The following is a 14,792-nucleotide window of genomic DNA, read 5'->3' on the forward strand; positions in this document are numbered from 1 at the left end:
GAGAAATCTCGGCTAAATGGAAAAACAACAAGTATGGCAGATATCGCCTGCCACAAAGGGCGCGCATTCTAGCATGGGTCGCTTAAAAAACAGAGCAATGTCTTTCCTGCTAATTTGCATGAGAATTGAGCAGCAAGGTTGAGCCTTTCCTTCCACCCTCACGTTTTCTTAAAACTCCCGACTCAAACAATGTGAGACGCTAGAATTCAACGGGAATTGGCGCATACTATGGCGCAAATTATCGAGGGTCTGTTGCCCTTAATCTAATAAGAATGTCTTCTCAAACAATCCAATCGTTGGCCAACATGATCCTAGACAAAAGCAAAGTCCTCACGCCTGAACGCGAAGCCGCATTTCTTGCCTTTATCGAACAAGAAATGACCCAAGATCTCGCGCATGACCTTCAGCATGTTCTGCGTGTGGTAAAAACTGCCAAGCAGCTATGCAAAGAAGAAGGTGGAAAACCTGAAATCGTGATTCCCGCCGCCTACTTGCATGATTGTTTTTCCTTTGGAAAAGGCCACCCTAAACGCCGCCAAAGCTCACTGCATGCTGCAGATAAAGCACAAGCCTTTCTAGAAAACATCGGTTATCCAAAGCAGTATCTGACAGGCATTCATCATGCTATCGTCGCGCATAGCTTTAGCGCAAACGTTGAAACCTCCACGCTCGAAGCAAAAATTGTTCAAGACTCAGACCGTTTAGATGCCCTCGGAGCCGTCGGCGTTGCACGCTGCTTACAAGTGAACGTGACGCTTAATCGCCCTTTCTATTCGCCGGATGACCCTTTCTGCGAAACGCGAGAACCAGATGATGGAGAGTTCACCTTGGATCATTTCTATACCAAGCTGTTGAAACTCGAAAACACCATGAAAACTGCCGCAGCGCAAAAAGAAGCCAAACGTCGCACCGTATTCATGCAATCGTATTTGGCACAGCTTGCAGAAGAAATCGCGTAATCCGGGGAGTGTCCAAGGAAGGGATACCATGGATGGAGAAACACCAAAGCAACACAGCCTTGCGATGAAAGGTGCAGTTGAACACGAAGAAGCTGCGCCCAACAGCGCGAGGCTAGTGCGGCTTCACACCATTAATTTTTGAATCAGAGATTCACATTCAAGCTGGGTTAAATAGCGAGGAACAGGGTAATTCCAGTTCGCCTCTTTGATGGCCAACTTTGCGATAGTGGACACGTCGGGGCTTTTTATGGCTTCTAACGTTTTCGGTAGCGCCATTTCTTCTTGCAACATCACCACATAATCAATAAACGCCTGCGCATTGGTCATGTCGTCCCACTCCTCATCACCCACACCCACCATCTTTGCAAGGTCACCCATTCGGCTTGCTGCATCCGGCAATGAAAACGCCAAAACATGTGGAAGCGCCAGCGCATTCCCAACGCCATGCGGCGTGCCATATTTCGCGCCCAAGTTATGTGCAATGGCGTGAGCGTAACCCAAGCTCGCTTTGGTAAACGCAAGCCCCGCATAGTAAGACGCGAACGCCATGCCCTGTCTGACTTTCAGTGAACGTCCGTCTTTGTACGCCGCGATAAGGTTGCGGCTAATCAAAGCCATGGCTGCGTTAACGTAGGCATCCGTCTCTGCGGTGGCATTTACCGAAAGGTACGCTTCCACGGCATGTGTGAGCGCATCCATGCCCGTTGCAGCAGTAATGTGCGGAGGGAGTTCCGTCATCAAAACGGGATCAAGCGCTGCCATTAGCGGCACAAGTTTTGGATCCATCAAGGGTGTTTTTTGGTGCGTATTGGGATCGGACACGACTGCGGCAACGGTCACTTCAGAGCCTGTCCCCGCCGTGGTTGGCAGTGCAAACAGCGGTGCAGGCGTTCGCCACACCTTCAACAATCCCGCTAAACGTTTGATTGATTTTTTGTTGGTTACCCGTGCGGCGATCACTTTCGCGCAATCAATGGGGGAACCGCCACCAATGGCGAGAATGCCGTCACACTGCTCTGCGTGATAAAGCGCCAATCCCTCTTCAACTTGCGGATAAGTGGGGTCAGGCGTGACATCAGAGAAACGTACAAAGTCCACACCATTTGCGATGAGCTGCGCTTCGATATTGCCCACAAGGCCAATGTCCACCAGCGCGTTATCAGTCACGATCAGTAACTTGCCAATGTTCATTAACCCAATGGCTTCACAGAGTTGCTCGCTGCTATTGGCGCCAGAAAAAAGCGTCGGTCGAGGAATGGGAATGATCCTCGCCGCTATTTTCAAAGCTTTCATGTAAGTCTTGTAGACAAGTAATGATGCGCTGTCAGCCATGCGGTTTACTCCTTAAAACTGTCGCTTAAGAGTAACCATAACTCCATGATGCAGCTATTTGGACACCTAAAAAGGTCGCGTCTTGTCACGGTTCAGCCACTTCAATCGCACAGTGTCCCACGTGATTTGGTATGAAAATTCAACAATGTTACGGTATTCACTCCGTATATGGCGGCATCATCAAGGACGAAACATGGGACAAACAACCAAATCACTGAGTGAAAAACACATCGCATTCATCGGCGAGCAGAAAATGTATTTTGTCGGTACAGCGGCTGAAAGTGGAAAGGTTAACGTGTCACCGAAAGGCGGCGATTCACTGCGCGTTATGGACAATAAAACCATTGCTTGGCTAAACCAAACGGGCAGCGGCAACGAATCTGCTGCACATGTGCTTCGTGACCCACGAATGACCATCATGTTTTGTGCATTTGAAGGTGCGCCACTGATCCTTCGCGCTTATGGTCAAGCCCGCGCACTGCATAGAAATGATCCGGAGTGGGAGATTTTCTCGGCCTTGTTCCCCATCAATTTTGCCTCGCGCCAAATTTTCTTGTTGGATATCGACCTTGTGCAGAGTTCGTGTGGCATGTCTGTGCCATATTTCAGCTACGAAGGCGATCGTGATGACTTGGACAAATGGTCTGATCGCCAGGGTGAAGAAGGCATTCAACGGTATTGGCTAAAGAAAAACCAAACCAGCCTGGACGGATTTGAATCTGACATCGCTAAACGCACAGGGCTTGAGGAAGAATAAGCAGAAAAATGGGCAATGTTGACATGTTCAAAAATGCCGCAAATACTGATGTTATTATTTCTTAAAATAGACATCTATGGACAGAATAACCGCCGCAAAAGTCTTCGTGGACGTGGCCTATTCAGGGAGCTTTACGGCGACCGCCGATCGTTTGGACATGTCCCGCCCTATGGTGACGCGATACATCGAAGCGATGGAAAACTGGCTGCAAACACGCCTGTTGAATCGCACCACGCGCAAAGTGTCTCTAACTTCTGCTGGAGAAACGTGCCTTGCCGATGTCGAACGCCTTCTCGAAAAAGCGGATGAACTCACCTTACTCACCACGGCAAATGATGAACTGACAGGCACAATACGGCTCGCGACGAGCATGTCTTTTGGTTATGCACAGCTCGTGCCTGCGCTAAAAGGGTTTATGCTTGCCCACCCCAGCGTGGTCATCGATGTTGATTTGGAAGATTCCAATACCGATCTGACACGGGAACGTATCGACCTTGCACTGCGCATTGCGTCAGACCCCGACCCATCACTCATTGGTAAACCGATTGCGCCTTGCGAATCCGTACTGGTTGCCTCGCCGGGATATCTCGACAAGTCATCCGAGATAAAACACCCACGAGATCTCGAGGTGCATGAGTGCTTGGGATACAAAAACTTCGAGCGCCACGTATGGCACCTTCACAAAGACGCTGACATTGAATCTATTGATATAAGCTGCCACCTCACCGCAAATGACGCGACATTATTAACGCAAGCCGCCATTGCTCATTTAGGCATCGCGATGCAACCCAAGTACCTTGTTGCCAAACATTTGCAATCAGGGGAGCTTGTTGAGGTATTACCCAGCTGGAAGCCTAAAGACATGCAGGTCTATGTGCTCTATTCCTCGCGAAAAAATATGCCACCTGCGGTGCGCGCGCTCATTGATCACCTTAGCGACTATTTCTCTGCTCAACATTGGTAATCGAAACATTGGTAATCGAAACATTCACCTTGGCATGCTGTCGCTGGCATTTTTAGATTATCAGGGTCTACTTCCCCGCTTTTTAAACATCAAAAGTGTGAGCTTACTTCCCATTATGAAATCACACGAATGATGCTGTTAATATAGACATAGTACCGTTAAGGTTATTGATCTCTTGTTTGAATTGTCTCATAAATAGTCTTTATTTCAATATTATATTCAACACCTTAGTCAAAATAAGCAACGTGTTTGATTTTATGAAAACAAAGACTTGTTTTCTATCTTTCTGTATCGACACTTAAATTCAATCGCGAAAAAACTATTACATGTATCAATTAAGAGACATTTTATTATTAATGAACCTTGTACAATCTACGTTAAGTCACTAGCGTGCTGTATCAATAGGTTTAACGAAAGGTATTGTATTCTTAACCGTGTTATTTAATGCAGAAAACCACACGGGTTTATGAAACATACAGCAGCATGAAATTAACGCTAATCGGTATTATAAAATAATGAAATTACTAATAATAATCGCAGGAATGATATTTTTTAGTGAACGAGCTCGCGCAGACAATAGCTTACGCGTTGTGAGTGAGTTATTACCCCCATTTCAAGTCTTTAATGACGCAGGCCAATTCAGTGGTCGCGCCGTTGATATGATGGAAGTCATACTCAAAGAAGCGAATATGGAAGAGTCAGAAATTGATGTTATGCCTTGGGCGCGCGCTTATAAAACGGCGACAAAAGAAAAGAATGTTGCCATTTTCTCCATCGCTTATTCCGAGAAGCGAAAAAACTTATTTCATTGGATTGGTCCCCTTTATGCGCTTGAACGTTCATCATTAATTGGTTTAAACCACCGTGAAGATTTAGCCATTACCTCTTTAGATGATGCCAAACGGTTTCGAGTCTGCTCTGAACTAGAAACCTATTCTTACCAGCAGCTACAAACACTCGGGTTCGAGCAAAATAAAAACCTCTTCTCTTTAAACAGCCTTCTCAACACATTCCGAACGCCGGATGGCAGTGTCGCTCGACCGGCGCTTCGCATTAGCTTGTTGAGAAATGGCAAGTGCGATTTCGTGTTAGGCCCTTGGTCTACCTATGCATTTGACGACAGCATCGGCAAAGACCTGAAATCGTTCCTTTATTTAGGCGACCCTGAATCCCCTCTGGTACTTAACCTTGCCATTAACCCCAAATCAGACCCTAGTGTGATTAGCGCATTAGAGAATGCATACAACAGGTTACGTAAAAGCGGCAAGCTCTATGACGTGTGCACGCAAGATGATCCTAAAAAACTGCACGTTGCTTCGTGTGAAGCCGCAGCACCATAGTGAAAAACAGAAGGTAATCCATGAGCAACTGGTTGTTTTCATCATCAAAAGCACCATTGATGCGCAGATTTGTCACCTCAGTGATATTACTGAGTTTTGTGGCAGGAATGATAATGAGCGTCATCATGGCCAATGTGCAATTGCAGAGCCTCTATGACGAAAAATATCGTGAAGCCAACTCTCAGCTAGAGAAGATTACAGACAGCGCCGCCTATGCCGCATTCAACTTGGATTCCACGCAGGCGTATTCGCTGCTCAAAGGTTTCGAGAAAGATTCTTTATTTTCAGAAGTTATCTTGCTCGATAACTACGGTGACATCGTTGCTAAAGCATCAAAAACACCGTCTTCTTCGACGGAAAATTGGTTCGTTTCTTTTCTACCAAACTACGAAACATCAACGATAAACCATGCACTGACGTTTCCCGTCTTTCGCGACGGTAAGCACGTAGACTCCGACGTAGGCTCACTCGTGGGCAGCATCGACTATGTGCCCACTGCAGATGAGTTTCACCAACTGATCTGGACGATTTTCCTTTCTACATCAGTCGAAATTTTTATGACGGCAGTATTCTTGTGTGTTTTCTTTCACCGCCAGATTGGCAAGCCACTGTCGAACATTATTCAGCACATTGATGACAACTCACACATTGATCGTACTAACCGAGCAAAAATGATCACCGTCGCTGGCCATGAAAAAGATGAATTTGGCCGACTCATTCGGGCCTACAACACCTCCATTGATCATGCTGCGAAGTACATGAACAAGCTAGAGAGAACCAAAGCGGAACTTAAAGCACTGTCTGAGAAAGACCCATTAACAGGTTTAGCTAATCGACGAGCATTGCTTTCAACGCTAGGTGCACTGTGTGAGCAAAATTCTCGCTTTGCTGTTGTCTCATTGGACATCGATAACTTCGGTGGCATCAATGATGCGTACGGGCATCAATTGGGTGATGAATTGCTCACCACACTCGCCGAAATTCTTCAAAGCACACTAAAAGACACCGCGATCATTAGCCGACCGGGTGGCGATGAATTTATCATCGTGTTTAACAACTACACCACACCCGAGGCGCTGATCGAGCAACTCAATCCCGTGTTGAGCGTCCCCCTGCACCGCGAAGACATCAACAACACGCAGTGGATTACCACATCCATTGGCGTCACTGTGTATCCGCAAGATGCACACACACCGCAACGTCTTCTTCACTGCACGGATATCGCGCTATATGTTGCGAAAGACGCTGGCAGAAAATGCATTCGCTTCTATGACGAAGATGCGGACCTAGAGCGTTCTCGCCGTGATGTAACAAGGAAGAAACTACAAAAGATCATTGAAAATGATGATTTCTATTTGGAGTACCAACCCAAAGTCAGCATGCATTCTGGTGAAGTCGTCGGTTGTGAAGCTTTATTGCGATTGAACAGCGACACCAAACAAGACGGCGCGCCTATCGAAATCATTGAAGAAGCAGAAAAGAACGGGCTGATTGTTGCACTTGGGCAAGCCATCTTACGTCGCGCCTTTTCCGATCTCAGTCACTATTTAGATGCACTACCTGAGCACTTTCGAATGAGTGTGAATGTGTCACCGAAGCAATTGGTGTCAGACCAATTCATCAGCGACTTATTGATGTTTTCAGAGGAATTTAATGTTCCATTGACGCGCATTGATATCGAAATTACAGAGTCTTGCCAAATTTTCGATACCGAGAAAAGCTACAAAGTGCGCCACTGGCTAAAGAACGCAGGGGTGACTGTGACCTTGGACGACTTCGGAACAGGTTTTGCTTCACTAGAGTATTTGCTGACCTACGGGTTTGACCAAATCAAAGTCGACCGCCACTTCACACAAGCCTTGCCTCGTGATGAAGATGCAAAAGCGATTTTCAGCGTGGTTCAATATTTAGCGGACAAACTCAACATGGGCATTATTGCCGAAGGCATTGAGAATATAGATCAGCAGTCATACTTGCTGCATCAAGGTTTTGATTATGTTCAGGGGTATTTCTATTCTAAATCCTTACCTATTCAAGACTTAATGAGCTTTTTAGAAAACCGACACCTTGTCTCTCCCGCGATAGAGGGTGCCGAGCATTAGTCACGCCTCCTTATACATTGTCTAAAAACCACGACGAGATAAAGAGCTGCCTCTGGCACTCTTTTATCTCTATTTAGACAACGCCCTGTCATGCCGCGCACGTGATAAAACCTTCTCTACACAGAAACGCTGACATCTAAAATGAGAGACTTGGCGATAATTCCCTCTTAATTTCAGAGGGATAAATGTCACTTTCCATGGGTTTATTGATAAGTGTCACAATAAAAATACACATATCCGCATAAGTCATCCGTGAAATTTCCATAGAATAGGCACTCACTCATCGGCTAGGTCTCCACAATGACAACCAAAATAATATTAGACACCGACCCGGGAATTGATGATGCAATGGCGATCCTATTTGCTGAAGCAAATCCAAACATTGAACTGTTGGCTCTCACCACCATCTTTGGCAATGCAGACATCGAAACCGGCACACGCAACGCACTTTATCTCAAAGAACGCTTTAACCTTCAGTGCGACGTTGTAAAAGGAACAGACAAACCGCTATATCGTGAACCAGTAGGTGCCAGTATCGCCGTGCATGGCGAAAATGGCTTTGGCGGCATTACCATTGAGGCACCGACGATCACTGCCGATCCACGTCCCGCATTTCAATACATCATCGATACCGTAAAAGCATCGCCTGGCGACGTCACGCTCGTGGCCGTTGGTCCATTAACCAACCTTGCTCTCGCGTATAACCACGCACCTGAAATTGCCGAACTTGTTAAAGAAGTCGTGATCATGGGTGGCGCATTTGGCACACACGAACACACTGGCAATGTGACGCCGTTTGCCGAAGCCAATATTCATGATGATCCGCACTCAGCAGACATTGTGTTCACTGCGCCTTGGCAAGTTACCATCGTGGGTTTGGATGTTACGCATGAAGCCTTCTTCTCGTCAGATTATATCGACACATTGCGCGATACTTGCGGGGAAGTGGGACAGTTTATGTGGGACATCAGCCGCTTCTACTTAAACTTCTACAAAGAACGCATGGGTGTTAACGGCTGCTTTGTGCATGACCCATCAGCCATTGCCTATGTGATCGACCCATCGCTGTTTACCCTTCGCAAAGGCCCGGTGCGCGTCGTCTGCGATGGCCCGGCTGTTGGCCATACGTTACAAAAGTACACGGACACCAAGCACAAAACTGACGAATGGAGCGACATGCCCGCGCAGAATGTTGCCATCAAGGTTAACGATCAAGCCCTGCTCGATCTTTACCTTGATTCCATGACCAGCTACGGCGCGGAATAAACACCCAAAGAGGCTGCATCATGCAGCCTCTTTCTGTCTGAAAGCTTTCCCCCTAGCGTCTCTTTTCCTAAACCCCAGGTTTGCATCATCACGTGGTGGAACAGTTAATAGCTGTTGCGACAGAGCGACCGTTACGCGTTGTTCTCTTCTTTTTCCATTCGCCAGCCGATGTAAGGGAACTGCACCCAAAATGAAAAATAGAAGAAGATGAGATACCAATACGGTATGACAAATTCGATCCCCAGCCCTTTGTAGACAGCGAGCAGGAAGTAATCATAGATAAACAGCGGCACGGTGAGGTACAACGCCAGCCAACATGCGTTAATGAAATGACGTCCGTCATCCCAATATTTATTGAGCGTGTAGCGGGTGACGGGAAAGTAGATGAAGGTCACCAAGGGAAGGATCACCAATTTGGACCATAGCGGCCATTGCTGATAATACTCGGGTAAGCCAATCAAATAGAAACTCAACCACGTGACGAAACTGTAGATGAGTAATTGAAGGTGTTTTGCTTTGTTCATGGTGTGTGGGGTGATTAACCTTGCTCGACGTGATTTGTCGTCGACATGGTGCACGACAACGCAGATAGACACTCAACCAATTGTGAGAAACCAAAGCAACAATTGAACCGGTTTAATGCCTCTTCCTCCTAAAGCACTTTACGCTGTTGAGGTTCTTTCAATGCGATAACTTTCGCACCCGTTAAATGCAGCGAAACGCTGAAGCTCGTCGCGCAAATTCGCGTTAAATGCTTCTATGTTCTTGAGCTTTGCTTCTAGGGCAAGGTGCAACACCACCAAGGTTGACGACGCCTTATCGACTTTGCAATCCATTCGCGCAACCAGATCGCCATTCCACAATACGGGCAGCGAGAAGTAACCAAACTGGCGCTTGGCTTCTGGCACATAGCATTCGATCAGGTAGTCAAAATCAAAGAAAAACTGGGCGCGTTTTCGTTGAATAAGCAGGTTGTCGAACGGAGACAAGATCTTGGCTTTTCGTTTGGCGAGGGGTTTATCAAGCAAGGAAAGTGACTGAGGCAGCGCAAAATACACCGCATCGCTGATCACAACCTCAAGGAGGTCTCCATTGGCAACCATGTCTTTCAGCACCGACGTGATGAGTGGTTTGGTGTTCTTGAGCAAATAGCTCATTTCTATTGCATTCCCTACGCCATTGGCTTCAAGAAAACGCGTGATCAAGAAGCGGGCGTAGTCCTCGTCATCTGGCCGTGATGTGTCTATGCCTTCTGGTAAAACACGTTCTGTGAGATCGTACACTTTCTGGAAATTTCGACGCGCAGTGATCATCAAATCACCTTGGATGAACAAGTTCTCAAGCGCGTGTTTTGATGGCTTCCTGCCCCACCCTTGCTTGGTTTTTCTCTCACCCTCGAAATCTTTCGCTAGCAGCGGCCCTTCCGCATCTATGCGTTTTACTATTTCATCCATCATTTTATTGTCGCGTTTGTACCAGTGGCTTTGTGCGCCGCTTTTAAACGCATGTTTTCTCGGCAAGCTATAGCGGTAATCACGCATGGGAAGGAAAGCGGCTGCATGCGACCAATACTCAAAGACCTGTTTACGTGCAACCAAGGTATCAAGGTGAGAAACGTCATAACGCGGGTTGCGGTTCCACAGGGTGTGGTGATGCGCGCGCTGCACCACGGAGATAGTATCGATTTGGATGTAACCCAATTGCTCAATCGCCGACAAGGTGGCTGACAAGGCACTGCCACCTTGCTTGTTTTGAGGCAGCTGTTGAGAATGAAGAATAAGCTTGCGGGCTTGCGAGAGTGACAATGATTCCATGATGTCTATCGAGCGAACACTCGTCCTTGATGCAGTTTGCTGAGCCGCCGCTCAGCAACAGGTAAGTTGTTTACGACGTGATTGTTAGTCTTGTTTTAGCGGTCGAATAAGCGTTTCTAGCCCTTCAATTTTCAGCTCTAACGCAAGTTCCATCAACGCGCCTAGCTCATTTTCAGGGAAGCCTTGTTTGCGAAACCACAGCAAATACTCTTCGGGTAAATCAATGATCACGCGCCCCGCGTATTTACCAAACGGCATTTTCATGCGTGCCAGTTTCAGCATCTTTTCTTTGTCTAGCATGGGATTTTCTTCGTAACGTAGAAAGCGCGCAGTGTATCACCTTGTGCTTTTTCACTCATTAGGCGAACGCGAGTAAATGCAGCCATCGCCTCTCGTTGTCGGTAACAATTTACCTTGATCATCTTTCCGGTATTTCTCCCGCCCTGCGATTCATGATCCACTGCCGTCAACGTCCGACTCTTATTTCCAACACGTTCGATCACCTTGTAAAACAACGAAGCAATGTTGGAATCCAGCGCCAGTTTCGCCCATTTTCCAAGGCAACTGCTTTACCGTAGGAAGGTATTTTCGTTCCCTACTGGAGATTTTGATGGCAGCTCAAGGATTCAATACCGACTTTCTCGCGCATCCTGTTCAATTACCTCGCCTTGGCGAAGAACTACGAGAAATTGCTTGGGATGATGGCGATCCGCTCCACTATGAGCACTTTTCACTGGTAATGAACCGCGAAACCAAAACCGCGTTCTACACCGCCCACAACGTTGACCGGAAAGGCTTGATTCAGATTCGTCGAAGCCGTTGGAAAATTGACCCACGCGTAGACATTGCCTACCAAGCAGGTGCTAGCGTTTTCAAAAATAATGATTGGGATCGCGGCCATATGGTTCGCCGCGCGGCGATCACTTGGGGCACACGTGCCGAGGCAAGCCAGGCCAATCGCGATTCGTTCTTTTACACCAATGCCAACCTGCAACATGCAAAGTTCAACCAAGATGAATGGCTAGAGCTGGAAAACTGGCTACTTGAAGACCCAGAACTAGGCGACAAATTGTCGGTGTTTACCGGCCCTATCAATACCATCAACGATCAGCCCTATCGCGGTACTTATATTCCTTCTGCATTTTGGAAGGTGATTGTGTTCACCAAAAATGGGGAATTACAGAGCCGAGCGTTTTTGATGAAGCAAAGCGAGTTTTGGGATGATCAGAACGGCAAGCATGCCCTGAACCTCGAGAACTATCAGGTTTCATTAACGCAAATCAGCGAGCTGACTGATCTGTATTTTGAGCAAGCGCTGTACGAAGCAAACCCGATGTTCTATTCCCCAAATAACTACACCGACTCTAACGACATTCAAACACCAGAAATGCGGCCGATTGAGTCTCCAACAGACATCATTGAGACGCGTGGCGACTACTTCGACATCGTGCAAGATCTATGGGATGGTGACGAAACGGGCTTTTCTGTCACGCGCATGAAAGATGGTCGCTGGATCAATGAACACGCTGATATCAAGCTGCGCGAGCAAGGCAATCGTAAGCCAAAGCATCGTGATTTTGCGCAGTTCTCGTTGTTTGAAGACGTGAATACCGACAAGCTCGCGACGCTACCGACCTATCAATCACTCAAAGCGCTGATCGACAACTACAATCTGGTGCAGAGCAAAAAAGAGGGCTACACCGCAGAAGAACTGCAGGAAATCGACACCTTCTTAGATGCGTGCTTTGCGCGTAATCAGGGTGATCAACCGTCACTCATGGAGCAGGTTTATCAGTATGCCATCGCGGAAACGACCAAAGGTGGCTTGGGTTACGCGGCGACCAAACAAACAGACCTTCCGTTCAGTAGCGATACCTTTGGTGCCAATCAGTGTGTCGATTTCACGAGCTTAGAGACATTCAAAGCTTCAGTGAAAAACATGTGGTTTGGGCTTTATACCAATTACTACAGTTCTCCGACTCACGATTGCTCGGGCTTTGAACATGTGTTCCTTGGCGAATTTAAGAAGCAAGGCGCGCAGTACCAAGTGGGCGGCTATCACTGCTGGGTGAAATTCTACTGGGATGAACAAAACGGCATTGATGGCAAAACAGATTTGAATTACCTCGGTTCGTTTTATGACGGCCCTGAAGGCCAATTGAATACCGATGTCGCCACCCTGTCGATGCGTTGGCGCGTAGGCAACAAAACGGCGCACAAATCGAAAGGTGGGTTCTTCGTCGGCATCAGTCCTGAATGCCTGCTCGCCATCGGGACGCTCGCGACCATTGAGAGTTACAAGAATGATGTCGACCCTCTTTCGTTTTTCAATGGCGAAGCAAAACGCCGTGTCGCGATCAATGGTTGGCGCTACGATTTGGTGGTTTACCGAGAAACCGCGCAAGATAAATCACGCGGTATGCACATCCGTTCGTTCTTCCCTGTCTTGAAAAACCGAGATGACAGCAAACCGCTCCTCGATCCGCATTCTAATCCTGATGTGGTGTTGTTTGAGGAAGGTGATGTCGCCATTTCATCTGCATTGCCGAACCCTGTTGGTGCGGGGGATCGCAATGAATGGGTTGCCATTCGAAATGACAGCCCAGGCTTACTTGATGTCACGGGCTGGCAGGTCAAAACCAAATCCGGCACCACAACCTTGCGTCAGCGTTTGGTGCTGTCGCCAGGGCGAGAACATAAAGTGATAGTTCGCGCGGGCGGTGGTGGCGCTGCACTTTCCAACAAAGGCACATGGATTGAATTGCATGATGCCCAAGGCACTGTGGTGTCGAAAGTGGAATACAAAGCCCTTAGTAGAAGCGCTGAAGGCCAAGTACTGACATTTAGTTAACGTTTCGACACGCCAATCAAAACGTTGAAGGGCAGTAAACACGCTATGTCGTTTGCTGCCTTTATTTTTATTGGCTCAATCCCACGCACAGGCCTCACAACCAAACAGCTTCCCATACATCCAGCAACCAAGACAGAAGCCTAGTACAGCCTCAAGCCATGTCAGCACAAAACACATGCCCAATACCGCCAGCATCCAACTGTCTGGGGTATCCAGTAATCGAAAGCCTAAGCAAGTAGCCCCCATGATCGCGCCTAAGGTCCATGCAAAACGTTTCGGTTTGATTGGTCTCCAAACAGGCTTAGATTTCATGGTCAGTACCGTGCCTAACACCCCACTCGGGCTCAAAGGTGTTAGCCCGAAAAGCACAGCCATTAACATATCAAAGATAACGTAAGGAGCGACATAGAGAACGGGGTCTAACTCCGGATGCATGATCAAGAGAAATATCGTGATACCAGATAAGACATTCAGCAATCCGGCTCTGGCTCTCGCCGCCGTCTCATCTAACCGTAAGTCACTTTCTCCCGGAATACACTGCCCAACAGCGAGAATGGGTTGAGTGAAAAATGTATGGTGTTGCTTGAGGTCGTCATTATTCATCGCAGTGCCACTCAGCGAGCATTTTTAGATTAGCATTTCCTAATTATAAGACAGTGCAACGAGACCCGCTTGTTGAGAAGCAAAGGTGTGATCGTAGAATGCACTCTTTCACCTCGTGTTATTTCGGCCAATTCTTGCTCAGTGAGCAATTTTTCGCCCACCCCCTAAGCAACTCCTTGCTCTTCATTCCTTTAATGCAACCTAACCCTTTGTTTTTATTAACGTCCATAGCTGGCACACCCCTTGCGTTATCTCCTGCGTTGTAATCAAAACTAACGTCTATTCCGACCCTCTTGGTCGGTATTCACTGCATAAGGACATCGCAATGCCAACTCCTTGTTATATCGCCATCGAAGGCAAAACTCAGGGCAACATCACTGCTGGCGCATTCACTGCTGATTCTGTCGGTAACATCTACGTGGAAGGTCATGAAGACCAAATGCTGGTTCAAGCCTTTGACCACATCGTGACGGTACCGACTGACCCACAAAGCGGCCAGCCTTCTGGTCAACGTGTTCACAAGCCATTTAAGTTTACCGTGGCGCTGAACAAAGCCGTGCCGCTGATGTACAACTCGCTAGCGTCTGGTGAGATGCTGCCGAAAATCGAACTGAAATGGTACCGCACCTCGGTGGAAGGTAAGCAAGAACACTTCTTCTCTACCATTCTGACCGACGGCACCATCATCGATATCGATTGCCAAATGCCTCATTGTCAGGACGCACAGAAGAAAGAATTCACCCAACTGGTGACTGTGTCTGTCGCATACCGCAAGATTGATTGGGAACACACTGTCGCAGGTAC

The 14,792-nt window shown here is 47.5% G+C and carries 13 protein-coding genes; 8 read left to right on the forward strand and 5 right to left on the reverse strand.

From position 1 onward, the window contains the following. Positions 1–272: 272 nt before the first annotated feature. On the forward strand, positions 273–959 hold the full coding sequence (locus BM082_RS22175) for an HD domain-containing protein (protein WP_074928665.1): 687 nt from the start codon (positions 273–275) through the stop codon (positions 957–959). Positions 960–1,082: 123 nt separating this feature from the next. On the opposite strand, the gene BM082_RS22180 is transcribed toward BM082_RS22175, so the two are convergent. Then, positions 1,083–2,291: an iron-containing alcohol dehydrogenase gene (locus BM082_RS22180; protein WP_017017404.1), complete on the reverse strand. Its 1,209-nt coding sequence runs from the start codon at positions 2,289–2,291 to the stop codon at positions 1,083–1,085. A 193-nt stretch (positions 2,292–2,484) separates the two neighbouring features. On the opposite strand from BM082_RS22180, the gene BM082_RS22185 reads away from it, so the two are divergent. From BM082_RS22185 to BM082_RS22205, 5 genes are all read left to right on the forward strand, one after another. Beyond that, the gene (locus BM082_RS22185) at positions 2,485–3,048 is read left to right on the forward strand and encodes a pyridoxamine 5'-phosphate oxidase family protein (protein ID WP_017014993.1); all 564 of its coding nucleotides are present in this window, start codon (positions 2,485–2,487) and stop codon (positions 3,046–3,048) included. 76 nt (positions 3,049–3,124) lie between these two features. Continuing rightward, the gene (locus BM082_RS22190; RefSeq protein ID WP_017014994.1) at positions 3,125–4,012 is read left to right on the forward strand and encodes a LysR family transcriptional regulator; all 888 of its coding nucleotides are present in this window, start codon (positions 3,125–3,127) and stop codon (positions 4,010–4,012) included. Between the two features lie 590 nt (positions 4,013–4,602). After that, complete coding sequence (locus BM082_RS22195; protein ID WP_229491882.1) at positions 4,603–5,352, forward strand: substrate-binding periplasmic protein; 750 nt, start codon at positions 4,603–4,605, stop codon at positions 5,350–5,352. 113 nt (positions 5,353–5,465) lie between these two features. Then, on the forward strand, positions 5,466–7,454 hold the full coding sequence (locus BM082_RS22200; protein ID WP_229491881.1) for an EAL domain-containing protein: 1,989 nt from the start codon (positions 5,466–5,468) through the stop codon (positions 7,452–7,454). 300 nt (positions 7,455–7,754) lie between these two features. Beyond that, a complete protein-coding gene (locus BM082_RS22205; RefSeq protein ID WP_017017400.1) occupies positions 7,755–8,720 on the forward strand; it encodes a nucleoside hydrolase in 966 nt (321 codons plus the stop codon). Positions 8,721–8,851: 131 nt separating this feature from the next. On the opposite strand, the gene BM082_RS22210 is transcribed toward BM082_RS22205, so the two are convergent. The 3 genes from BM082_RS22210 to BM082_RS22220 form a co-directional block, all read right to left on the reverse strand. Next, positions 8,852–9,316: a hypothetical protein gene (locus tag BM082_RS22210; RefSeq protein WP_244276073.1), complete on the reverse strand. Its 465-nt coding sequence runs from the start codon at positions 9,314–9,316 to the stop codon at positions 8,852–8,854. Positions 9,317–9,382: 66 nt separating this feature from the next. Then, positions 9,383–10,534 carry a winged helix-turn-helix domain-containing protein gene (locus BM082_RS22215; RefSeq protein ID WP_074928670.1) on the reverse strand — a complete coding sequence of 384 codons (1,152 nt, stop codon included), beginning with the start codon at positions 10,532–10,534 and terminating at the stop codon, positions 9,383–9,385. Between the two features lie 84 nt (positions 10,535–10,618). Further along, on the reverse strand, positions 10,619–10,834 hold the full coding sequence (locus tag BM082_RS22220; RefSeq protein ID WP_074928672.1) for a DUF3820 family protein: 216 nt from the start codon (positions 10,832–10,834) through the stop codon (positions 10,619–10,621). A gap of 310 nt (positions 10,835–11,144) precedes the next feature. Between BM082_RS22220 and BM082_RS22225 the strand changes: the two genes are divergently transcribed. Further along, complete coding sequence (locus BM082_RS22225) at positions 11,145–13,385, forward strand: DNA/RNA non-specific endonuclease (protein WP_074928674.1); 2,241 nt, start codon at positions 11,145–11,147, stop codon at positions 13,383–13,385. Positions 13,386–13,460: 75 nt separating this feature from the next. Here BM082_RS22225 and BM082_RS22230 read toward each other — a convergent pair whose 3' ends face one another. After that, on the reverse strand, positions 13,461–13,988 hold the full coding sequence (locus tag BM082_RS22230; RefSeq protein WP_074928676.1) for a DUF4395 domain-containing protein: 528 nt from the start codon (positions 13,986–13,988) through the stop codon (positions 13,461–13,463). 325 nt (positions 13,989–14,313) lie between these two features. On the opposite strand from BM082_RS22230, the gene BM082_RS22235 reads away from it, so the two are divergent. Next, positions 14,314–14,792: Hcp family type VI secretion system effector (locus tag BM082_RS22235; protein ID WP_074928678.1), on the forward strand; the 479-nt coding region annotated here is incomplete at its 3' end.

Origin of the sequence: Enterovibrio norvegicus DSM 15893 (genome assembly GCF_900115495.1) — a bacterium.
In the GTDB taxonomy this organism is placed as follows: domain Bacteria; phylum Pseudomonadota; class Gammaproteobacteria; order Enterobacterales; family Vibrionaceae; genus Enterovibrio; species Enterovibrio norvegicus.